Annotated in this window: 15 protein-coding genes; 11 read left to right on the forward strand and 4 right to left on the reverse strand. The window is 54.2% G+C overall.

Annotation, left to right across the window (positions count from 1 at the left end):
• The first annotated feature begins 435 nt into the window (after positions 1–435).
• The gene (locus ACFSDB_RS03305) at positions 436–2,391 is read left to right on the forward strand and encodes a S8 family serine peptidase (protein WP_204891004.1); all 1,956 of its coding nucleotides are present in this window, start codon (positions 436–438) and stop codon (positions 2,389–2,391) included.
• A gap of 225 nt (positions 2,392–2,616) precedes the next feature.
• Entirely contained in the window at positions 2,617–3,756 is a 1,140-nt protein-coding gene (locus ACFSDB_RS03310) for an acyltransferase (protein ID WP_204891003.1), read from the forward strand.
• 366 nt (positions 3,757–4,122) lie between these two features.
• Here the strand turns inward: ACFSDB_RS03310 and ACFSDB_RS03315 are convergent, their stop codons facing one another.
• Positions 4,123–5,187: an acyltransferase family protein gene (locus ACFSDB_RS03315; RefSeq protein WP_204891002.1), complete on the reverse strand. Its 1,065-nt coding sequence runs from the start codon at positions 5,185–5,187 to the stop codon at positions 4,123–4,125.
• 160 nt (positions 5,188–5,347) lie between these two features.
• On the opposite strand from ACFSDB_RS03315, the gene ACFSDB_RS03320 reads away from it, so the two are divergent.
• The 6 genes from ACFSDB_RS03320 to ACFSDB_RS03345 all read left to right on the forward strand — a co-directional run bounded on the left by ACFSDB_RS03320 (position 5,348) and on the right by ACFSDB_RS03345 (position 13,154).
• Positions 5,348–6,367 carry an acyltransferase gene (locus ACFSDB_RS03320; RefSeq protein ID WP_204891176.1) on the forward strand — a complete coding sequence of 340 codons (1,020 nt, stop codon included), beginning with the start codon at positions 5,348–5,350 and terminating at the stop codon, positions 6,365–6,367.
• A 111-nt stretch (positions 6,368–6,478) separates the two neighbouring features.
• Positions 6,479–7,420: a glycosyltransferase family 2 protein gene (locus ACFSDB_RS03325; protein WP_204891001.1), complete on the forward strand. Its 942-nt coding sequence runs from the start codon at positions 6,479–6,481 to the stop codon at positions 7,418–7,420.
• Positions 7,417–9,162: a DUF6020 family protein gene (locus ACFSDB_RS03330; RefSeq protein WP_204891000.1), complete on the forward strand. Its 1,746-nt coding sequence runs from the start codon at positions 7,417–7,419 to the stop codon at positions 9,160–9,162. Before ACFSDB_RS03325 ends, ACFSDB_RS03330 begins: the two co-directional genes overlap by 4 nt.
• Positions 9,140–9,487 (forward strand): EamA/RhaT family transporter, encoded by a 348-nt coding sequence (locus tag ACFSDB_RS03335; RefSeq protein ID WP_377339120.1) that lies wholly within the window; start codon positions 9,140–9,142, stop codon positions 9,485–9,487. Before ACFSDB_RS03330 ends, ACFSDB_RS03335 begins: the two co-directional genes overlap by 23 nt.
• A complete protein-coding gene (locus ACFSDB_RS03340) occupies positions 9,474–9,818 on the forward strand; it encodes an EamA family transporter (protein ID WP_204890999.1) in 345 nt (114 codons plus the stop codon). The genes ACFSDB_RS03335 and ACFSDB_RS03340 overlap by 14 nt, the downstream gene beginning before the upstream one ends.
• 324 nt (positions 9,819–10,142) lie before the next feature.
• Positions 10,143–13,154 carry a S8 family serine peptidase gene (locus ACFSDB_RS03345; protein WP_204890998.1) on the forward strand — a complete coding sequence of 1,004 codons (3,012 nt, stop codon included), beginning with the start codon at positions 10,143–10,145 and terminating at the stop codon, positions 13,152–13,154.
• Here ACFSDB_RS03345 and ACFSDB_RS03350 read toward each other — a convergent pair.
• Positions 13,143–13,442: a hypothetical protein gene (locus ACFSDB_RS03350; RefSeq protein ID WP_204890997.1), complete on the reverse strand. Its 300-nt coding sequence runs from the start codon at positions 13,440–13,442 to the stop codon at positions 13,143–13,145. The genes ACFSDB_RS03345 and ACFSDB_RS03350 overlap by 12 nt on opposite strands.
• 245 nt (positions 13,443–13,687) lie before the next feature.
• Between ACFSDB_RS03350 and ACFSDB_RS03355 the strand changes: the two genes are divergently transcribed.
• Together ACFSDB_RS03355 and ACFSDB_RS03360 are read left to right on the forward strand one after the other, a co-directional pair.
• Positions 13,688–16,051: a bifunctional 2',3'-cyclic-nucleotide 2'-phosphodiesterase/3'-nucleotidase gene (locus ACFSDB_RS03355; protein WP_204890996.1), complete on the forward strand. Its 2,364-nt coding sequence runs from the start codon at positions 13,688–13,690 to the stop codon at positions 16,049–16,051.
• A 195-nt stretch (positions 16,052–16,246) separates the two neighbouring features.
• A complete protein-coding gene (locus ACFSDB_RS03360) occupies positions 16,247–16,720 on the forward strand; it encodes a hypothetical protein (protein WP_204890995.1) in 474 nt (157 codons plus the stop codon).
• 37 nt (positions 16,721–16,757) lie between these two features.
• Here the strand turns inward: ACFSDB_RS03360 and ACFSDB_RS03365 are convergent, their stop codons facing one another.
• Positions 16,758–17,690: a nuclease-related domain-containing protein gene (locus tag ACFSDB_RS03365; RefSeq protein ID WP_377339586.1), complete on the reverse strand. Its 933-nt coding sequence runs from the start codon at positions 17,688–17,690 to the stop codon at positions 16,758–16,760.
• A 127-nt stretch (positions 17,691–17,817) separates the two neighbouring features.
• On the opposite strand from ACFSDB_RS03365, the gene ACFSDB_RS03370 reads away from it, so the two are divergent.
• Positions 17,818–18,705, forward strand: coding sequence for a trypsin-like peptidase domain-containing protein (locus ACFSDB_RS03370; protein ID WP_204891174.1), 888 nt, complete (start codon positions 17,818–17,820; stop codon positions 18,703–18,705).
• A 51-nt stretch (positions 18,706–18,756) separates the two neighbouring features.
• On the opposite strand, the gene ACFSDB_RS03375 is transcribed toward ACFSDB_RS03370, so the two are convergent.
• Complete coding sequence (locus ACFSDB_RS03375) at positions 18,757–19,839, reverse strand: S-layer homology domain-containing protein (protein WP_204890993.1); 1,083 nt, start codon at positions 19,837–19,839, stop codon at positions 18,757–18,759.
• Positions 19,840–19,941: the final 102 nt, after the last annotated feature.

A 19,941-nucleotide genomic window follows, 5' to 3' on the forward strand; every position in this document is an offset into this window, starting at 1 on the left:
TTTGGTGTGCAATAACGTTCTAACTGGAGGTTTAAAAACAAGGAAAAATGGGTTTAGAGGCTTAATTCTGTAATATAACAATTAATATGGTATGTTTATTTTCATTTTTTATCCATTTCAAAGGGTTTATTAGCAGTAGTTACCTGGGCATCGATCGATTAGCAAATAAACGATAAAGTTATAGTAAGAATATTGTTTATTGAATTATCAGATAATAATTATGATATTTATGCTATCGTCTGCATTTCAATAAAAGCTGCAATAAAATAAAAAATATTATTTTCAAAAAACCTTCAGTTCTATACAATAAGGCAGGGGCGTCCAAAAGCCGCTCCAATGGACGAATTCCGTTAAAAATTATATACTTTATTTGTAATTATATAAGAAATAAATGTAATAAATTTACTATAAATGAACCCCGAAAGGAAGGATCCGATGAAAAAATATGCAATCCTCGCATTGTCGTTGGCGCTCTTGGCGCCGCAGCCTCTCGGAAACACCGCATCTGCCGCACCGGAGCCAGAACAGAATGTCCTGATCGTCTTCGAAGACGGCGTCAGCCAGGAAGAAATGGCGGAAGCTGTGGAAGACGCAGGCGGACAAATGGAAGAGGAGTATGAAGAAGTGGCCGTCGCTTCAGCGAAAGTATCTGTTGATGCTGCCAAAGAGCTGCTCGCGGATCCGGATATCGCGCATATCGAGGAAGACGTCATCGTCAAATTGAGCGCGCAGATGGAGGACTGGGGCATCGGATCCAGCAAAATCCCGGCTGCCTGGAGCTCAGGCTTCACCGGCCGGGGCATCAAGATTTCCGTCATCGACTCAGGAATCTCGCCGCATGAGGACTTGCGGATTGCCGGCGGCTATTCAGCCGTTGACTATACCGCGAGCTTCAGCGATGACCAGGGCCACGGCACGCATGTCGCCGGCATCATCGGCGCCCGCCACAACGGCTTCGGCGTCCGGGGCGTCGCGTACGACGCGGACCTCTATGCCGTCAAAGCGTTCAACCAGAATGGCGAAGCCCGTTTGTCTGATATGATCGAAGGCATCGACTGGTCGGTCGCAAACGGCATGGACATCATTAATTTGAGCGCTGGCACCCAGACGGATTCATTCGCGCTCCGCTCATCAGTGGACAAAGCGTATGCAGCAGGCCTCCTGGTAATTGCAGCTGCCGGCAATGACGGCAATGACCTCGGAACAGGCGACACCGCCGATTTCCCGGCACGCTACCCGTCTGTCATCAGCGTCGCAGCGGTGGACCGCAATTCCGCCCGCGCACTTTTTTCATCGACCGGCAGCACTGTTGAAGTCGCGGCACCCGGCGTGAACATCGCCAGTACCTATCCCAACAACCAATACGTCTACATGAGCGGCACGTCGATGGCGGCGCCGTACGTGGCAGGAAACCTGGCGCTGATGAAGCAGGCCTATCCGCATCTGACGAATGAGCAGCTGCGCCAAGTGCTCGTATCGCAGGTCCGCGACGCAGGACCTGCCGGCCGTGATCCGTATTTCGGCTTCGGCATCCTGCAGGCATCGTCCTACACGACGCCGATCGTTATCAAGGAAGACATGACCGTCTCGGGACTCACTGCGAGCAAAACACTGCTTTCCGGGGAACCGGGCAACGCCTTCCAAGTAGCAGCTACAGCTCAAATGAAAAACGGCACGAAAAAAGATGTAACCACTGAAGCGGTCTGGTCTTCAGCCAATCCGGCAGTAGCGAGCGTCGACAAAGGGCGCATCACGTTGAAAAGTGCCGGCACGACAACCGTGACGGCGACGTATGAAGGCTTCTCGGTGCAGATCAGCATCAGCAGCCAATATCCACCTGAGCCGGTTCCGGCACCTGTGCCTGTCCCGTCTCCGGATCCGTTGCAATTCCAGGACGTCACATCGTTCTACGCACCGGCCGTCAAGTATTTATTGAGCCGCAATATTACACAAGGCATGACGCCGACGGAATTCGGCATCGCAAAACCGATCATCCGTGCGGATGCAGCGATCTGGCTCGCGAAAGAGCTTGGGCTTAACACCGCAGCGGCACCGGCATCCGGCTTCAGCGACGTGCCAGCCCGTGCAGTAGGCGCCGTTAATGCGCTAAAAGCAGCTGGCATCATCGGCGGCAAGAGCGCCGACCGCTTCGGATCATATGATTCCTTGACGCGCGGCGAAATCGCGATTATCCTGCAGCGCGCCTACGATCTCCAAGCGGGGACGACATCATCGGCATTCACGGACGTTTCCGACCGCTATGCATCGGCAGTCAACGCACTCGTCGCCCACAACATCACAAACGGCATCTCGGCGACACGCTTCGGCGTCTCCCAGAACGTCACGCGCGGCCAGCTTTCGGTCTTCATCTACCGCTTGGCTGCGCAATAAAACCTAAAGGCCATCCGGATTTCCGGACGGCCTTTTGGCATATGCAGGAGAATCAAATGGAAACTTTCCCGATGCTCAAGCGTCCCAATCGTTGGCTCCAACGTTACTCGGTAGGCAAAGTTTGACCTGACAAAGAACCAAGAGAGCGGTATACTAAAGGTTGAGTGTTTAACCCGTCTGTCATAAAAATCCATTTAAATAAATTCAAGGGAGGAGGGGGCCGACATGAAAAAAGAGATATCATCCATCTACTATGTCCGCATCATGGCGATGCTCATGGTGGTGCTTGTCCATACGACCGCGCAGATCTTCCATCTGTTCGAACCGCATACGGTCCAGCACCAGGCCTACCATTTCCTCAACCGCATCATCCGGGTGGAATCGTCGTTGTTCATCATGCTCGTCGGCATCGTGTTCTTCTATAATTACCGGACGCGCGAACTGACGAAGGATGTCTTCAAATCCTATTGGAAAAAACGGGTTTCCTATATCCTGATTCCGTACATCGTCTGGTCGATTTTCTATGAATTTTTCAACGTCCACCTCGGCGCGCGGACATTCGATTTCGCCGAAGCCTGGGACCGCCTGCTGAACGGCAAAAGCCATTACCAGCTCTGGTTCATCTACCTGATCGTCCAGTTCTATCTGGTGTTCCCGCTGATTCTGGTCATCGTCCGGCGCTCGGCGTTCTTACAGAAGCATTTCTGGCTGATCGGCTTCCTGGTCGAATTCGTCTTCTACGTCGTCAACTTGAAATTCCGCCTTGTCGAAACGCCGCATTTCTTCCTGAACTATTTCGCGGCCTTCTCGCTCGGCGCGTGGATCGGCCTTCATTACGAAACCGTATCCGCGAAGATCCGGGGCTGGAAAATCGTCCTGTCCGGATCCGGTTCGCTCCTGTGCGGCATCATCTACGTGTCGATCCATTATCGCAACCTATTCGGCGACCCGGTATCGATTCCGACACCATATTACCGCTTGGTCGGCATCATCTTTCTGACGCTCGGCGCGCTGTTCTTTTTCTACATCTCGGAAAAGTTCGTCACGCTGTTCGGCCGGAACGTCACCGGCAAACTGAAATACGTCGCAATGTATTCGTTCGGCTATTACTTGGTCCATCCGATGATCCTGTATTACGTGATGCTATGGTTCCCGACAAAAGAAACCGGCCTTTCGTGGCACGCCATGATCTGGCTGCAATACATCCTGGCCGTCATCGCCTGCTACTTCTTCATCTGGGCATTCCACCGCTTCGTGCCGCTCGCCGGTTTCATCTTCGGCAAACTGCCGAAAGACGCGCCGCTCTTCTGGAACGCTGGCGAATCGAAAAGGAAAACGCGCAGTTCGGAAAAAGCGGAAGCTTAGCATTGGGCTGAGTGATCATAGCCGACCGCTGAACGCTCATAACCGGTTGCCGAACGATCATAACAGGCCGCTGAACGATCATAAGATAACAAAAACCGCACATAGCAATAAAACCGGCAAGATTTTCTCGCCACGCAACCACAGAAAAAGGCATCCGCTCCGGCGGATGCCTTTTTCAATTGAAATGCATTTCTTTTCTTTTAAATTGTTAAAAATAATTGCTAACATAAACGTTTTATTTAGTGAGAGTTTATCTAGCGCCGGCGCGCCCATAGGCTAAGCGAAGCTGTGAGGCGAGTGTCCTTCTCGGCTCATAGCGGAAGCTATGCCCAAAGCGACCGAAGCGGCATAAAACTTTTCTCTTTTTTATTCCACCCTCGAAACAAGCCGCGGCAGCAAGCGATCCAGCAAGCGGTTCCTGCCTGTGATCCACTGGCTCCACCGGTGGAGATAGAGGAGTGCGCCGACGCCGATGCAGATTCCGACGGTGAACAAGAGGAGCGACCCTGTATACAGGATGAAGCTGCCGTTGAAAACATTGATGATGCGGCTCAGGCCCAGGATGAACGTCATGTGCGCCAGGTAGATGAAAAACGAGAAGCTGCCGACGATCTCGAGCAAGGGATGTGGCCGCTCGGAGCGCTGGAACACGACGACGAGCAAGAAGAACACCGCAATCGTGTAGAAGAACATGTCATAGCGGTCGCTCGAGACGACCGTGTAGCCGACCGTCTGGACGTTGTAAAAGATCCAGCCGAAGCCGGCCGCCGCGAACGCCGCAAGCCCCACGATCCATTTATGGGCAAACGCCGCCAATTGGTCATAATAGACGCCTATATAAAACCCGGCGGTGAAATAGCTGATCCACGCGAAGATATGCGTGCGGTACCACAGCGGATATTCGGTGAAGATGAACTGCCGGTACGCTTCGGTGTTCTCGATGGCGTACAGGTGCGAAAACGTGATGAGAAACGACACGATGATCGCGATCCACGGGTTTATTTTCCGCAGCGGCCGGTTCAAGACGTAATACAGCACGTAGAACTGGAAGATGACCAGGATGAAAAAACCGTGCCAGTCGCCGAGGCCGACGGTGTTCCATGCGATTTCAAGGAACGTCGATTCGCTCTGCAGCGAGATGAGGTACGACGAGAACAGCCCGATCAGCGCGTACGGGACGAATATGTATTTGATGCGCGACCACAGGAAGCCTTTCGGCAGCTTGTCCGGATAGCTCCGGGCGAGCAGCGTGATCGAGATCAGGATGAAAATCGGGGTCGCGAACAGGAACAGGTAGCGGATGACCAGAAATGGCATCGATTCAACGAAGGCCGCACCCGAGAATTTCTGATAATTCGTGATGACGTGGTTATAGACGACACTGAGGCAGGCGATGGCCCGGATCATGTCGATTTCGGTTAATTTTCGCATAAGGCACTCACTCTGAAAACTCCATTTCTCTTTGCGTAACTCCATCTATTATATAGAAGAAAAAACGGAATGTCTGCGGCTGCAGGCAAATTTTCCTGTTTTGCGTACGCGGGACTAGGGAATGGGTAAGAAAAAGGGTACGCGGAAAGAGGGAGCGGGGATGAAGGAGCGCTATGAATACATGGACTGGCTGCGGGTGCTGGCGATCATCACGGTTGTCGGCATCCACGTGCTGTCGAAAATCATCAACGCCGAAGCGCCGGAAGCCTGGGAATGGAAGCTCGCGAACGCCATCGATTCGGCGCTGCGCTGGTGCGTCCCGGTGTTCTTTATGCTGAGTGGGGCGCTTCTGCTGACGCGAAAACCCGACGAGCCGGTTTGGAGCTTCCTGAAAAAGCGGCTCGCCAAAGCGTTCATCCCGCTCCTGTTCTGGAGCGGTGTCTATCTCCTGTACCGCATCCTGGAGCAGGGCCGCAGCTATACCGTCGGCGAAGCGCTGACGCTGTTCCTCACCGACGACATCTACTACCACCTATGGTTCCTCTACACGATCATCGGACTTTACCTGATGGCGCCGTTCTTGCGCATCCTGGTCGACCGCATGAGCAAAAGGACGTTCGAGTATTTCCTCTTGTTCTGGGTGATCTTCTCGGTGCTCATGCCGTTCGTTAATAAATTCCTCGGCTTCGACATCGCGTTCGGCGCCGGCATGTTCGAGCCCTACATCGGCTATTTCATGCTCGGGGCGTACCTGTTCCTGTACCCGATCGACAAAAAGCACCTGCCGCTCCTCGGCGTCGCAGCAGTGCTCGGCTATTTCGGGACGTATCTCGGCACGGAATCCCTGACCGATTACAAAGGCGAACTCGACGAATTCTTCTACGAGCATTACCGGCCGAACTCGCTCGCCATTACGCTGTTCATCTTCACGGCGTTCCAGCACCTGAACCCGCGCCTCCAGGCGAATAAATTCATCACGTCGATCAGCAGCGCGACGCTCGGCATCTATGTGATCCACCCGCTCGTGCAGTTCTACCTTGATAAATACGCAGGCATCAACCCGGCGCTCGTCAATCCGGGCGTGGGGATTCTGCTTTCGTGGACGGTGATCTTCTTCGTATCCTACGGCATTATCCTGGTCCTGCAGAAGCTGCCAGGAACCAGGCATATCGTCCCTTAAGAGGATAAATTTAACATTCTGAAAATGATGTATTGCCTATCAATCTGCCCAATCTTCAAGGTATAATATAGTAATGTAAAAATATGTATGAAAACGACGGAGGACAGGCTTATGAAAATTGCTGTTTTGCTGCCTTGTTACAATGAAGAATTGACAATCGGCAAAGTCGTTCAGGATTTCCGTAAGGAACTGCCTGATGCGGCTATTTATGTATACGACAACAACTCAAGCGACAAAACGACGGAAGTGGCGCTCGCAAACGGTGCGATCGTCCGGCAGGAACCGCGTCAGGGCAAAGGCAACGTCGTGCGTTCGATGTTCCGCGACATCGATGCGGACGTCTACGTGATGGCGGACGGGGACGATACCTATCCGGCCGAATTCGTCCACGACATCATCCGCCCAGTCGTCAACGGGGAAGCGAACCTCGTCATCGGCGACCGGCTTTCAAACGGTACATACTTCAACGAAAACAAGCGCCAGTTCCACGGCTTCGGCAACACGCTCGTGAAGAACCTCATCAACCGCCTGTACAAGAGCAACATCAACGACATCATGACCGGTTACCGCGCATTCGACCGCTTGTTCGTCAAATCGCTGCCGGTGACAAGCCCGGGCTTCGAGATCGAAACCGAGATGAGCATCCATGCGCTCGACAATAAATTCCTCATCAAGGAAGTCGCGATCGATTACCGCGACCGCCCTGAAGGCAGCGAATCCAAGCTCAACACGATCCAGGATGGCATGAAAGTGCTGCGCATGATCTTCACGCTGTTCAAGGATTACAAGCCGTTCCTGTTCTTTACATCGTGGGCGGCGATCTTCCTGATCCTTGGACTGATTGCCGGCGTGCCGGTCATTATCGAGTACGTGCAGACATCGTTCGTCTCACGGGTGCCGTCTGCCATCCTCGCTGTCGGCTTTGTCATGCTGTCGATGCTGGCGTTTGCGTGCGGCTTGATCCTTGATACGGTCGCCGGAACGCACCGCAAGCAGTTCGAATTGGAACTGAACCGCATCAGCCACGACATCAACCGGGAGCGAAAAGTATGAAGAGGGGACTTCTAGCGATCGCTGTCGGAATCATTGCGGCCCTTTTCCTCAGCGTGGCCTCCATCTTTTATTTTGAGCCGATCTTGAATGCCCATCCGCTGCTCATCGTGGCGGCGGCTGTCGTCTTTTTCGCGCTGCTTTGGTACATACGCCCGTTCGGAAAGGCGATTTCTGCGTGGACGAAACCGAAAAAGGTCAGCCTTGCCATCTTCCTGCCGCTGTTCTCTGTGCTCGCCGCATTCAGCATGCGCGGAGAGCAGGCTTTTCTGCTCGATAACAATCCGCTCGTCATCGGTGCTGTCTATGGGGGCATATTCCTCGCAGTGGCGGTCGCCGCACTTGCCGCGATCCGCTTTTTCCTGAGCTTTGAAGCGCCGACGGGCGAACGGAATGTGCCGTTCTATCACATTTTCCTGTACATGCTGCCGATGCTCGGCGCGTCGCTCTTCATGTTCATCGCCTTTTTCCCGGCGGCCATGACGCCCGACTCGCTCGCGCAGTGGGAGCAGGCGAAGACGCAGGAATTCACCGACTGGCATCCGGTCATGTTCACGTGGACGATCATGCTGCTGACGAAGATCTGGGACAGTCCGGGCATCATCGCGTTGTTCCAGATTGCCCTGTTGTCGCTGACGATGGGGTATATGGGCTATCTGATGAGGCGCTTCAACGTCCATCCCGTCCTCATCTGGGCGGTGCTGATCGTGGCTGCCGTCATGCCGACGAGCGCCATCTTCTCGATCATCATCTGGAAAGACGTCACGTACAGCGTATCACTCGTGTTCTTCTCGCTGCTGCTCGTGCTGCTCGTCAAGACCGGCGGGGAGGAAGCGAAAAAGCCGTCGTTCCTGATTTTATTCCTCATCGGGTCGTTCGTGCTGGTGTTTTTCCGGCACAACGGATTCCCGGTGTTTGTCATCACCATGCTTTTCACCACGATCATCTACCGCCACGCGTGGAAGCGCCTGGTGCCGGCCGCGCTGTTCATCATCGTCCTGCACCAAGTCATCACAGGGCCGGTCTATGACAGCCTTGAAGTGGTCGGCTCGGATCCGCAGGAAGCGCTCAGCATCCCAACGCAGCAGATCGCGAACATCGTCGTCAATGACGGCGACATGACCGACGCCCAGCGCGAGTACATCAACCGCCTGATGCCGCTTGAGCTGTGGGAAGAGAAGTACAACCCTTACGCTGTCGACCCGATTAAGTTCTCATGGGGCGATTACGACCGCTGGGTCATCTACAACGACTGGCCGGGCTATTTCAAGATGTGGGGCGCGCTCGTCGTGCAGAATCCGGGCCTCGCGATCGAAGCGTTCCTGAAAGAAGCGTCGCTCGTCTGGCAGATCAACCAACCGGAAGACGGCTATATGAACCGCTACGTGACAAACCTCTACCATGGCAATGAATTCGGGCTGGTCAATACAGTGATCCACCCGTTCCCGACACGGGCGGCGTCGAGCTACCTGAAAGTCGATTCCGGCGTGGAGGAAATCATTTGGCGCCCGGCGCTTTATACGTTCCTGACCGTGCTGCTGTTCTATATTGCGTATGTGCGCAATAATTGGCGCGTCTGGCTCATGCTGCTGCCAGTGGCGCTGAATACGGCCGCCGTCGCGGCTGCGATTCCGGCGCAGGATTTCCGCTATCTCTATGGCAATCCGCTGTTCTTCTTTGCAGCGATCTTCATTGCGCTGCTGGCATTTGCGCCAAAAGGCGGTGGACGGCTTGAACGAAACTGAAGCAACCCGGCCGCTCGGCATCGTGCTGATGATTGCCGCCGCCTTCTCGACCGCAACCGGGCAATTGTTCTGGAAGCTCGCGGAAGGGGTGTTCGATTACCGGCTGTGGATCGGCTTCACGCTCTACGGCGCCGGCGCAGTGCTAATGACCGCGGCGTTCCGCTATGGCCGGATGTCCGTGCTGCACCCGCTCCTCAGCACCGGCTATGTCATCGCCATTTTCTACGGTGCGGTATTTCTCGGAGAAGCCGTGACGGGAAATATGCTGATGGGCACCGGCCTGATCCTGGCCGGCGTCATCGCAATCGGGGGTGACCGCCATTAATGCTCTTTTGGTTGGGCTGCTGCTCGCCATGACCTGGCTCGGTGCGCTCGGAGGCTATTTCCTGAAATCCGCTTCGTCGCACAACATCAACGCCGAGCGGAAGGAATTCCTGCTGCGGCTGATCGCGGGCGTCGGCTTCTACGGCTTCGGGGCGATCCTGAACATCGTCGCGCTGCAGTTTCTGCCATACACGACCGTATTCCCGCTGACTGCCGTCACCTATATCTGGACGATGGTGTTGTCGTACCTGCTCTTGAAAGAAACGATCAGCCTGCGCAAGATCATCGGTGTCGCGCTGATTGTGGCAGGGGCGATTGTGTTGGTGAGTTGAAATAATGGATGCACTTCCTTTAGAGGAGGTGTATTTTTTATTTCCGGAAATGATCATGGGGAGGCGAAAAGCGCTCATAGAACTTCGGAAACCGCTCATAGAATCCCCAAAACCGCTCATAGAAAATAAAAGCGGAAATTTCCGCACTTATTTCCCGGGAAATGATTTTAGAATTGTCAGATTATATTTCCCGGGAAATAATCAAAGCGGATTAAATGGAATAATATTTATTTTTGATTTTACATAATATACCTCTTTTTATGACAAAATCATGCTAAAATCTAGTTATCTAAATAGTCTGATTAAATATGAGGAGGTTATATAATGAAGAATCTCAGCTTTTCGAAATCATTTCTCGTTTTCCTTACCATTGTCCTGATTCTTGCTTTATTTCCCGCTATCCATACCGAAGCCGCACCGACCAAAAGCCAGCTGGACATGCAGGCGGCGATTGCCGAGCAGCTGAAGATGCGTGAAGGGGCGCCGCGGCTTCACCCGGACCTGCAAAAGATTTCGGGAAATAAAACCGTCGGCGTCATCGTCCATTTCACCGAAAAGCCGGTCGGCCTCGAGCGCGGTATCCGCTCGCTCCAAGGCAAGGCAGTGACCGCCGCACAGACAGATACGATTGAAGCACAAGTCGGCAAGCAGCAAGCCGCAGCGAAAACTGCCATGAACCAGCAAGGAATCGCATTCACGGAAGGGCAGTCCTATTCGACGGTGCTGAACGGCATCGCGACGACCGTGAAAGCGTCGGACCTTCCGAAGCTGCTGAAGATCAAAGGCGTCGCGTTCGTCGAGCCGGACCGCCAATTCCGTACGCTCGCCGCGCCGTCGAATTCGAATACCGTGACACCCTCATTCGTCAAAAGCCAGGCGTTTCTCGGCGTCGAGAAGCTGTGGCAGGAAGGCTTGCAGGGCCAGGGCGTGAAAGTGGCCGTGCTCGATACCGGCATCGATCCGAACCACCCGGAATTCAAAGGGATCTACAAAGGCGGCAAGAACTTCGTGCCGTTCTCTCCGCATTACACCGTGAAGCGCGCGCCGGACGATGCTTCGGAGACGCGCCCGTCCGAACGGCCGCCGTCGCTGCCGAAAGTGGATGCGTTCGGCTTCCCGTTTGAAACGTTCCACGGCACGCACGTCGCCGGCACGCTTGCGGCCATCGGGGCGAACCGATTCGGCTTCAAAGGCGTCGCCCCGAAAGTCGACCTCTACGCGTACCGCGTGTTCGGCGCCTATTCGACCGCATCGATGTCGTGGATCCTCGCCGGGATGGAAGAGGCGGTCAAACAGGATATGGACATCATCAACCTGTCATTCGGCGCCATTACGACATCGGAAGCGGACGCTGCGGCGTTCGCCGTCAACAACGCGATGCTGTCCGGTACGGTGACGGTCAGCGCGATGGGCAACGCCGGCCAGTTCCGCGGCTCGATCGGCTCGCCAGCGACGTCGCGCCTGGGCATCTCGGTCGGCAACAGCACGATTCCTGAAGAACGCCACACCGCAACCGTCAACCTGAAAGCCGGCAACATCACCGTCGCAAAGACCGTGAACATGATCGCTGCAGTCACCGGCACATCGCCGGGCAAACAATTCCCGAATGCGCTCGAACTCGTGGCCGTGCCGGGTGCGGGAAATAAAACCGATTACAAGAATCTCGCCGTGAAAGGGAAAGCGGTGCTCGTCTCCGTCGGCTCGATCGAAATCATCGACAAGATCAAAATCGCCAAAGAGATGGGCGCAGCCGCTATCCTCGTCCACAACATCCGGAACGGCTTTAATGCCCCCGGCCCGTCCGGCACCTATTTGAACGACGGCTTTGAATTTATTCCCGCATTCGACCTGTCGCAGACCGACGGCGAAGCGCTGCGCCGTCAGCTGCTCAACGGCAAAGGCAGCGCGAAGTTCAGCAACATCAAACTCACGCTGACCAAAGGCGACGAAATCGACGCGACCAGCTCAAGCGGCCCGTCGACGCCGAACTTCGACTTGAAGCCGGACCTTGTCGCACCGGGTACGAGCATCATGTCCGCGATCCCGATGTACAAAGCGGACAACCCGAAAGCGGATTATTCCAAGGCGTATGTCCGCTTCACCGGCACGTCGATGGCGAGCCCGCATGTCGCCGGCGTCGCCGCGCTGATCCTGCAGGCGCATCCGGACTGGACGCCGTTCGATGTGAAAGTGGCGCTCATGAACACCGCCAAACTGCTTGATACGAATAAATACGACGTCTTCGCCCAAGGGGCAGGGCGCGTGCAAGCGTACGACGCGGTCCATCCGCCGTTCCTCGCCTACAGCATCGACAAAGCGGTGCTCAATGCGACCGGCGCCCTTGTCGATAACAAGAAAGGCTCCGTGACGTTCGGCATGCAGCCGCTGTCGCAGGGCAATATCTCGGTTACGAAGAAAGTCATCGTCAAGGACATCCTCCGCAAAGGCGGCGCATACAAAGTAAGCGTCGAGACGAAAAAATCGTTCGGCAACGCGAAAGTGACCGTCGACAAAACGGCGTTCACGCTGAAAGGCGAACAGGTGCTCAACGTTAAACTGACCGCGTCTAAAAATGCGGAAGCGGCAGAAGACAGCGAAATCCTCGGCTATATCCACATCTCCAACGGTTCGAAGCGGGCGACCTTGCCTTTCGCCGCAAGCTTCAGCCCGACGAAGACCGTCGAAGTGCAGAACCTCCAAGTCACCGAGACCGACCTGTCGTTCAATGGGGACGGCAAGAACGATAGCGCGAACATCACATACCGACTGACCGGCGGCGTCGGCAAGAACGCGATTGAACTTTGGGATCTCATGAACCCCGGCGGCGGAGCGTTCGGGGACGGCTATATCGGCTTCGTCCATGCGAGCGAAAGCATGAAAGCGGGCGTCCACAAGATGCCGCTGCTCGGCTTGTACCGACCATGGAGCGGCGAACCTGCTAAAAGAATTCCGGATGGCATGTACCAGCTCCACTTTATGGCCGAGCCCGCTGACGGCGCATCGACCTATGTGTTCTCGCTCGGCAGCATCATCTTTGTGAAGAGCACGCCGCCGAAGATTTCCGGTTCGGTCACCGCCGGGCGGGCGATCGGCAAAGTCGCCGATCCGTACCTCGCCTATAACACCGAACTCCTGAAACTCGGCGAACCGTTCGACATCAACTCGAAGCTGCACGCGAGCTACATCCTCAACGGCCGCGGCAAATCCGTCCCGGTCGAACTCGACCAGAACGGCGCATTCGCCTTCGATGTCCCAGGATTCCGGGAAGGGGTCGACACCCTGACGTTTATCGTGGTCGACGAAGCAGCGAACCGGGGCAAAGCGTTATTGAAATAAAATCAAAGGCAAGGGGTGATTCCCTTGTCTTTTTGTATGGAGAAAATAAGATATAGAAGATGCCTTTGCACGCAGCTTGGTAACCTCTTCTCCAAGCGAGGCGCGTCCAAGGGCTAGGCAATAAAATGGCCCAAAGGTAGTTTGGGCCATTTTATTTGCGGCGAAGCTAGCGCAGCGATGCAGGAGCAGAAGGTTTTTGCTATGAGAGAAGTATTCTTCTTGGGTCATAGCGGGAGCCAGGCCCAAAGCGCCGAGCGGTTTAAGAACAGCACACTGTTTATTCACCAAAACTAAAACCACCTCACCAAGCGAGGCGCGCTCACGGGCTAGGCGAAGCAGGAAGATTAGCGGTCTGTGCTAAGCTTCCTGCGTAAGCCATGCCCAAAGCGCCGAGCGACTTATTAATGCTCAACCCAAGCAGAAATCACTCCTTTATTAATCCCATGAAAATTTTGTGTAAACGTATTCATTTATTTTAGAAACCGAAGTATAATGGAATCGTTCGACTATTCGAAACAAAAGGAGATGGAAGAATGTCCATTAAAAGAAAAGTGGCCATGGCTACAAGTGCAGCTGTACTTGTACTGAGCGGACTCAGCACCGCATCGCCGGCATTGGCGGCACCAAGCAAAGACGTCACACGCGGGGAATTTATCAAGCACTTGGTAACCTCCATGAACGTCGAGTTAGGTGATGGTTCCACAATCGCTTTCAAAGACGTCGATCCTTCATTGGCGCCATACGTGGAAGCGGCATACAATCTGAAACTGACGAGCGGGAAATCAGCCACGCTTTTCGGGACGAATGAAAAACTGTCCCGTGAACAAGGCTTCGCCATCGCAGCCCGCGCCGTGGATTCCGAAAAAGAATACCCGGCATCAAACCTGAAGAAATTCAAGGACAGCCGCCACCTGAGCAAGAGCCTGACGGACAATCTTTCCGAAGCGGTGGGCATCGGCCTATTGATCGGCTTTAAAGACGGCACGATCAAGCCTGGCAAAGGCATCTCCGGAGGCGAAATGCGCGCCATCGTGCAGCGTTTGGTCCGCGAATACAAGAAAGTCGACGGCAAGCACGTCTCGCTGCGCATCCTCGGCACGTCCGACCTGCACACGAACTTCGTGAACTATGACTACTACCAGGACAAAACTTCAAACAACCTCGGCCTCGCCAAAACCGGCGTGCTGATTGAAAAAGCTCGTGAGGAAAATAAAAACAACCTGCTATTCGACAACGGCGATTTGATTCAAGGAACGCCATTCGGCGGCTATAAAGTCACAGTTGACCGCCTGGAAGACGGCGAGCTTCACCCGGCGTATGCCGCACTTGAGTCGCTTGATTTCCAAGCATCGACGCTTGGGAACCACGAGTTCAACTTCGGCCTTGAGTACCTGGACGAAGCATTGGACGATGCCCCATTCCCTGTTCTGAACGCAAACGTCTATGACGCAGCAACGAAGAAGAATAAATACACACCTTACACGATCATCGACAAAGAAGTCGTTGACGGCAAAGGCAAGAAACACACGATCCAAGTCGGCGTCATCGGCGTCGTAGCACCGCAGATTCTGAAATGGGACCGCGCGCATCTTGAAGGCAAAGTCATTGCGGAAGACGCAGTGAAATCAGTTGAGAAATTCCTTCCGGAAGTCGAGAAAAAAGGCGCTGACGTCGTCGTAGTCCTTTCCCACTCCGGAATGGGCGACGAGAAATACGAAGTTGGCGAAGAGAACATCACATACCAATTGAGCCAAGTGAAAGGCATCGACGCCATCATCACAGGCCACAACCACGATACATTCCCAGGTTCTTATGAAGAGTTGGCGAACGTCGACCAGGAACAAGGGACGATCAACGGCACACCAGTCGTTATGCCAGGGAAATTCGGCAGCCACCTGGGCGTCATTGATTTGAAATTGGCTCCTAAAGGAAAAGAATGGAACATCGTATCCGAGAAAGCGGAACTCCGCGCCATCGATACGAAAACCGACGAAGTGGCTGAAGAAGTCATCGAAGCTGTGAAAGAAACACACGAAGCGACGATCGACTACGTCCGCAGCCCAGTCGGTGAAACAACTGCCCCGATCACGAGCTACTTCTCGTTAGTGACGGACGATCCATCGATCCAGATCGTCAACAACGCACAGAAATGGTATGTAGAACAAAAAGTGGCCGGCACAGCGAACGCTGATCTGCCGATCCTGTCAGCTGCTGCTCCGTTCAAAGCAGGCGGACGCAACGGCGCTGAATACTACACAGACATCAAAACGGGCGAAATCGCCATCAAGAACGTCGCTGACCTTTACGTCTACGACAACACGGTCTTCGCTTTGAAACTGACTGGCGCTGACATCAAAGAATGGCTCGAAATGTCCGCAGGGCAATTCAAGCAAATCAACCCAACGGCTACAACTGAGCAAGACTTGATCAACGCGGACTTCCGCACATACAACTTTGACGTCATCGATGGCGTCACGTACGACATCGACGTCACGCAGCCGGCGAAATACGACGGCGACGGCAACGTCATCAACGCAAACGCAAACCGCATCAAGAACCTGAGCTTCGACGGCAAAGCCATCGACCCGGCTAAGGAATTCCTGGTCGCAACAAACAACTACCGCGCTAGCGGCAACTTCCCTGGCGTCCGTTCAGCGAAAGAGTCCATCGACTACGCATACGAAAACCGCCAAGTCATCATGGACTACATGCTGGAAGTCGGCACCATCGACCCATCAGCTGACGGCAACTGGGACTTCGCGCCGATCGCTGGCACACAGAACATCACATTCGAAACATCCGCCAACGCCAAGGACCTGATCCCTGCAGACAGCGGCATCACTTTCAAAGCCCTGACTGAAAACGGCTTTGCGAAATATGGTGTGGAAATCGAATAAAGTATGGGAGAGGCATCTACTTTTAGAGTAGGTGCTTTTTTTGTGGTGGTTGGGGAGGGGGTGAAAAAAACTTTAAGGGAATTGGGATGGAAGGCATTTCGCCTCGGCGAAATGCGAAAGGGAAAAGGGCGTTGGGGAAGAGGAGTAGGCTGGTTGGAACTCAAGTAGCGTTGGTTGGAATTGGGGATGACTTGGTTGGAACTCAGCAGCCGTTGGTTGGAATTCGCTCTTAGTTGGTTGGAATTCATGATACGTAGCGAGGAAGAAGACCTAAATGGATGGCATTTCGCCAGATGGCGAAATGCGAAAGGGAGGAAGAACATTTTAGAAAGGGAAGGAGGTTGGGTAGAACTCGAGCTGGGTTGGTTGGAATTGGGGTCGATTTGGTTGGAACTCAGCAGCAGTTGGTTGGAATTCGCTCCTAGTTGGTTGGAATTCATCATACGTAGCGAGAAAGAAGACCTAAATGGATGGCATTTCGCCTCGGCGAAATGCGAAAGGGAAGAAGCAATTGCCTTTGGGGCAATTGCTTTAAAAGAAAGATCCATGGGGAAAGGGAAGGAGCTTGGTTGGAACTCGAGCCAGGTTGGTTGGAATTGGCACAGACTTGGTTGGAACTCAGCACCCATTCGTTGGAATTCGCTCTCCGTTCGTTGGAATTCAAATTAAAGTGCTAGAAACCATCCACAAAAAGAAGCCGACCGCATCAGCGGACGGCTTCTCTCTTCCTATATATCGTTTGATGTGATGCACCTTGCGAGAGAAAATCCATCTTCTTCAGCAAGTAATTTGCCGCATACTTATCTTTCAACCCCAAAAACTCCCGGCATTGCGCGTTCGTAATCTCCGGCGCAACAAAGTCGAACCAGTCATCGAGCGCGCGCCGGTAGCCGTCTTCCACCGGCTGCTTACAGGAGCGGCACAGGAGGAGGCGTTCGCTCATTTTCTGGCAAACGCCGCCGCATTTGCCGCACACCACGCCTTTTTTGAGCTGGCGTGGGTCATAGGAATATGCTTCCTGGAAGTCCATCTTTGGGAATGGCTGATGCTGATCAAGGAGAAGCTGGGCAGTTCGTTCTGGGGAAGAGATCCGTCCGGTCCGGGGGAGGGTGGAGATGAACCGGTTGAGTGAGTAGCCGTAGACGACAGGGAATTCGCTCGGCATGCGGTCAACAAGGGTGGTTGGATAGGGCAGGACGATGGCGCCGTAGACAGGACAGGAGAGCCCGGCCCGTGACAGAATCGCAAGCAGTTCTTCACGTGCATTCCAGACTTGCGTGACAGGTGAGTTGTAGCCGTATTTATTGCCTTCGCGGGTGGTTTGTTCCAGGTGGTAGCTGTCTTCGTTGAACGACAGCGTGCCGGAAAAGTTCTTCACTTCTAGAATCAGCACGAAATGATCCGTCACGATGATCGTGTCGATTTGGCAGAAGCGCTCCGCTAGTTGCAAGTCGCCGATATAGGCGCGTGGCCCATCGAGCCGGCTCCGCAGGAGGATCTCGTCCACCCGCTCCTCGCCGCCGAAACCGGCCCGGATCTTGTAATGGTCGTCGCGGACCGCCTCGAGGTGGGGAAGCCGGTGCATGAGGCGCGGCAATTGGCTCAAAAGGTCCGGCGCACTGCGCATTTTCATAAACATTCCTCTCACTCCTTTCCTTAAGAATTATATCAATTTCGGCCTACGCATGGTAAAATATTTTATATATTCAGAATACTTTCTAGTCGGAAAGCGCCACTAAAAATCCTCTTGGAGGGGAGGCCGAACCATGTTCTGTTCCAATTGCGGAGCGAAAAACCGCGACAGCGCCAATTTCTGCAGGCGCTGCGGCGACCCCATGGACCGCTCCACCCGCAAATCCCGCCGGAAGAAAAAGCATCCGTTCCTATATGCGCTCCTTGCGCTCCTCCTGACCGGCACCGGCTACGGCGCGGCCCAGCTATCCGGCGACCGGACCGAAGAACCGGAGCCGGTCGCCCAAGTGGCCAATAATCCTATACCCGGCGACAAGACAGCTGTCATCAAAGAGGCGCAGGCGAAGGTGTTCACCGTCAAGACCAAAGACGCTTACGGCTCAGGCTTTCTGTTCACCAATGGCGGCGACGTGGTCACGAGTGCGCACCTTGTCATGGGCGTGCAGGACGTCATGGTCCGCGACAGCAACGGCCTCGAGCAGCCGGGGAAGGTCATCGGCATCTCCAAGGTACATGACATTGCTCTGGTGAGAGTCGACGCGCTCGCTGGCACCGAACCGCTCGGCATCGAGCTCACGCCGGCGCAGGTGGGGAGCGAAGTTATCGCGCTCGGCAGCCCGTCCGGCTTTGAGAACACCGCGGCCATCGGCTACCTGACTGGCATCGAACGCGACTTCGACCAGGAATACCTGTACGAGGACCTCTACCAGATTGATGTCCAGATGGCGCTCGGCTCGAGCGGCGGCCCGTTGATCGATGCGGCGAGCGGCAAAGTGATCGGCATCAACTCGCTCCTGCTGATCGAGAGCAACGGCATCGGCTTCGCGATCCCGATGTATACGATGCAAGACTTGCTCCTCCAATGGGCGGCGACGCCGATGACCGACGCCGAAATCCAGGAAGTGTTCAACTCGGCCGAAGCGTTCGGCACGAACGGCACCGTCATCCAGCCGTCCGCCTAGACGAATAAATCCATCAAAAAACCCGCTGCAAATCGCAGCGGGTTCTGTGTTTTATTGGACGTCCATCAGGACATCGATGTCTGTGCCGTCATCTTTTATTGTCTTCACTTGTCCATATCCAGGAACCATATAGTATTTATAGCCGCTGATATGGAATTCCGAAGTTTTCGGAACATGCACTTCTACAGCGTTTGTGAATGTTTTATACGGAGTTTCTACTGTCACGTTCACGCCCGTAATGACAGAAGGCGCAGTGAACGGGGAATCGACATTGAACTTCGTGCCGGCTTTGACCGGGTACACGAGGTCAAGGTAGGCTTCGGAATACGGGTAAGCCTTGTAGAACTCTGAACGGCTTTCGAGTTCCATGTAATAGCCTTCGCTGCCCGGTTTGTGGTTGACCGACCACATGAACCCGATTGGCTCGCCAAGTTTTTCTGTGTCGTCCGTGTAGACGTGGACGCCGGTGATTGTTTTGCCGTCTCCGAAGCTGTACGTCTTCGTCTTGTCTTTCAAGTAGCTGCCGGCCATATGCGTATCGTTCTGGAATTTCGGCTCCAGCCCGCGTGCAAGGAATGCCGAGAACTGGCCGCGTGTCGTAGCTGCAAGCGGCTTGAACGTGCCGTTCGCATAGCCCGTCGCGATGCTTGCGCCCGATACCTGGTAGATTGCATCGTGTGCTCTCATATTCGTCGAAACGTCAGTGTACTCGCTTGCGCCGAAGAACGGTGCCACAAATACCCGGGACAGGATGATCGCCATATCGCCGCGCGTGATCGGCGCGTACGGATCGAAGGTGCCGTCGCCATAGCCGCTGATAAAGCCGGCTTCTTTAGCCGCCGCGATATAGCCGCTTGCCTTCATGCCTTTCGTGACGTCCGTGAAGCCGCTCACGCGCTGTGTGCCGTCAAAGCCTTTCAATTTGCCGATCATGATCGCCGCTTCCGCGCGCGTCACGATTTTATCCGGCTGGACCGAGCCGTCGGGGTATCCCGAAACAACCCCTTTATCCATCAAGTATGTAACTTCCTCGTAAAAGCCGTGCGTTTTCGGCAAATCCGCCGCAGCGCTCGCAGGCGATGCCAACAGGCTCATTGCGAGGACAGCCCCCGATAAAGCAGGTAATAATTTCATATCCATCTCCCTTTCAATTATGTAAATAAATTCCTTAACAAATTAATGGTAACACGGCTCTAGAGGCATATGCAAGCTTTTTGTAATCTTTTTGTAACATTA

The sequence above is a fragment of the Planococcus chinensis genome (genome assembly GCF_042681545.1).
GTDB lineage: Bacteria > Bacillota > Bacilli > Bacillales_A > Planococcaceae > Planococcus > Planococcus chinensis.

Excerpts from the sequence above, each read along its gene's own strand:
- ACFSDB_RS03325 (WP_204891001.1), top strand. The coding sequence starts at position 6,479 with ATGAAAATTGCTGTTTTGCTGCCTTGTTACAATGAAGAATTGACAATC.
- ACFSDB_RS03375 (WP_204890993.1), bottom strand. The coding sequence starts at position 19,839 with ATGAAATTATTACCTGCTTTATCGGGGGCTGTCCTCGCAATGAGCCTG.
- ACFSDB_RS03345 (WP_204890998.1), top strand. The coding sequence starts at position 10,143 with ATGAAGAATCTCAGCTTTTCGAAATCATTTCTCGTTTTCCTTACCATT.
- ACFSDB_RS03315 (WP_204891002.1), bottom strand. The coding sequence starts at position 5,187 with ATGCGAAAATTAACCGAAATCGACATGATCCGGGCCATCGCCTGCCTC.
- ACFSDB_RS03305 (WP_204891004.1), top strand. The coding sequence starts at position 436 with ATGAAAAAATATGCAATCCTCGCATTGTCGTTGGCGCTCTTGGCGCCG.
- ACFSDB_RS03365 (WP_377339586.1), bottom strand. The coding sequence starts at position 17,690 with ATGTTTATGAAAATGCGCAGTGCGCCGGACCTTTTGAGCCAATTGCCG.
- ACFSDB_RS03370 (WP_204891174.1), top strand. The coding sequence starts at position 17,818 with ATGTTCTGTTCCAATTGCGGAGCGAAAAACCGCGACAGCGCCAATTTC.
- ACFSDB_RS03330 (WP_204891000.1), top strand. The coding sequence starts at position 7,417 with ATGAAGAGGGGACTTCTAGCGATCGCTGTCGGAATCATTGCGGCCCTT.
- ACFSDB_RS03355 (WP_204890996.1), top strand. The coding sequence starts at position 13,688 with ATGTCCATTAAAAGAAAAGTGGCCATGGCTACAAGTGCAGCTGTACTT.
- ACFSDB_RS03310 (WP_204891003.1), top strand. The coding sequence starts at position 2,617 with ATGAAAAAAGAGATATCATCCATCTACTATGTCCGCATCATGGCGATG.
- ACFSDB_RS03320 (WP_204891176.1), top strand. The coding sequence starts at position 5,348 with ATGAAGGAGCGCTATGAATACATGGACTGGCTGCGGGTGCTGGCGATC.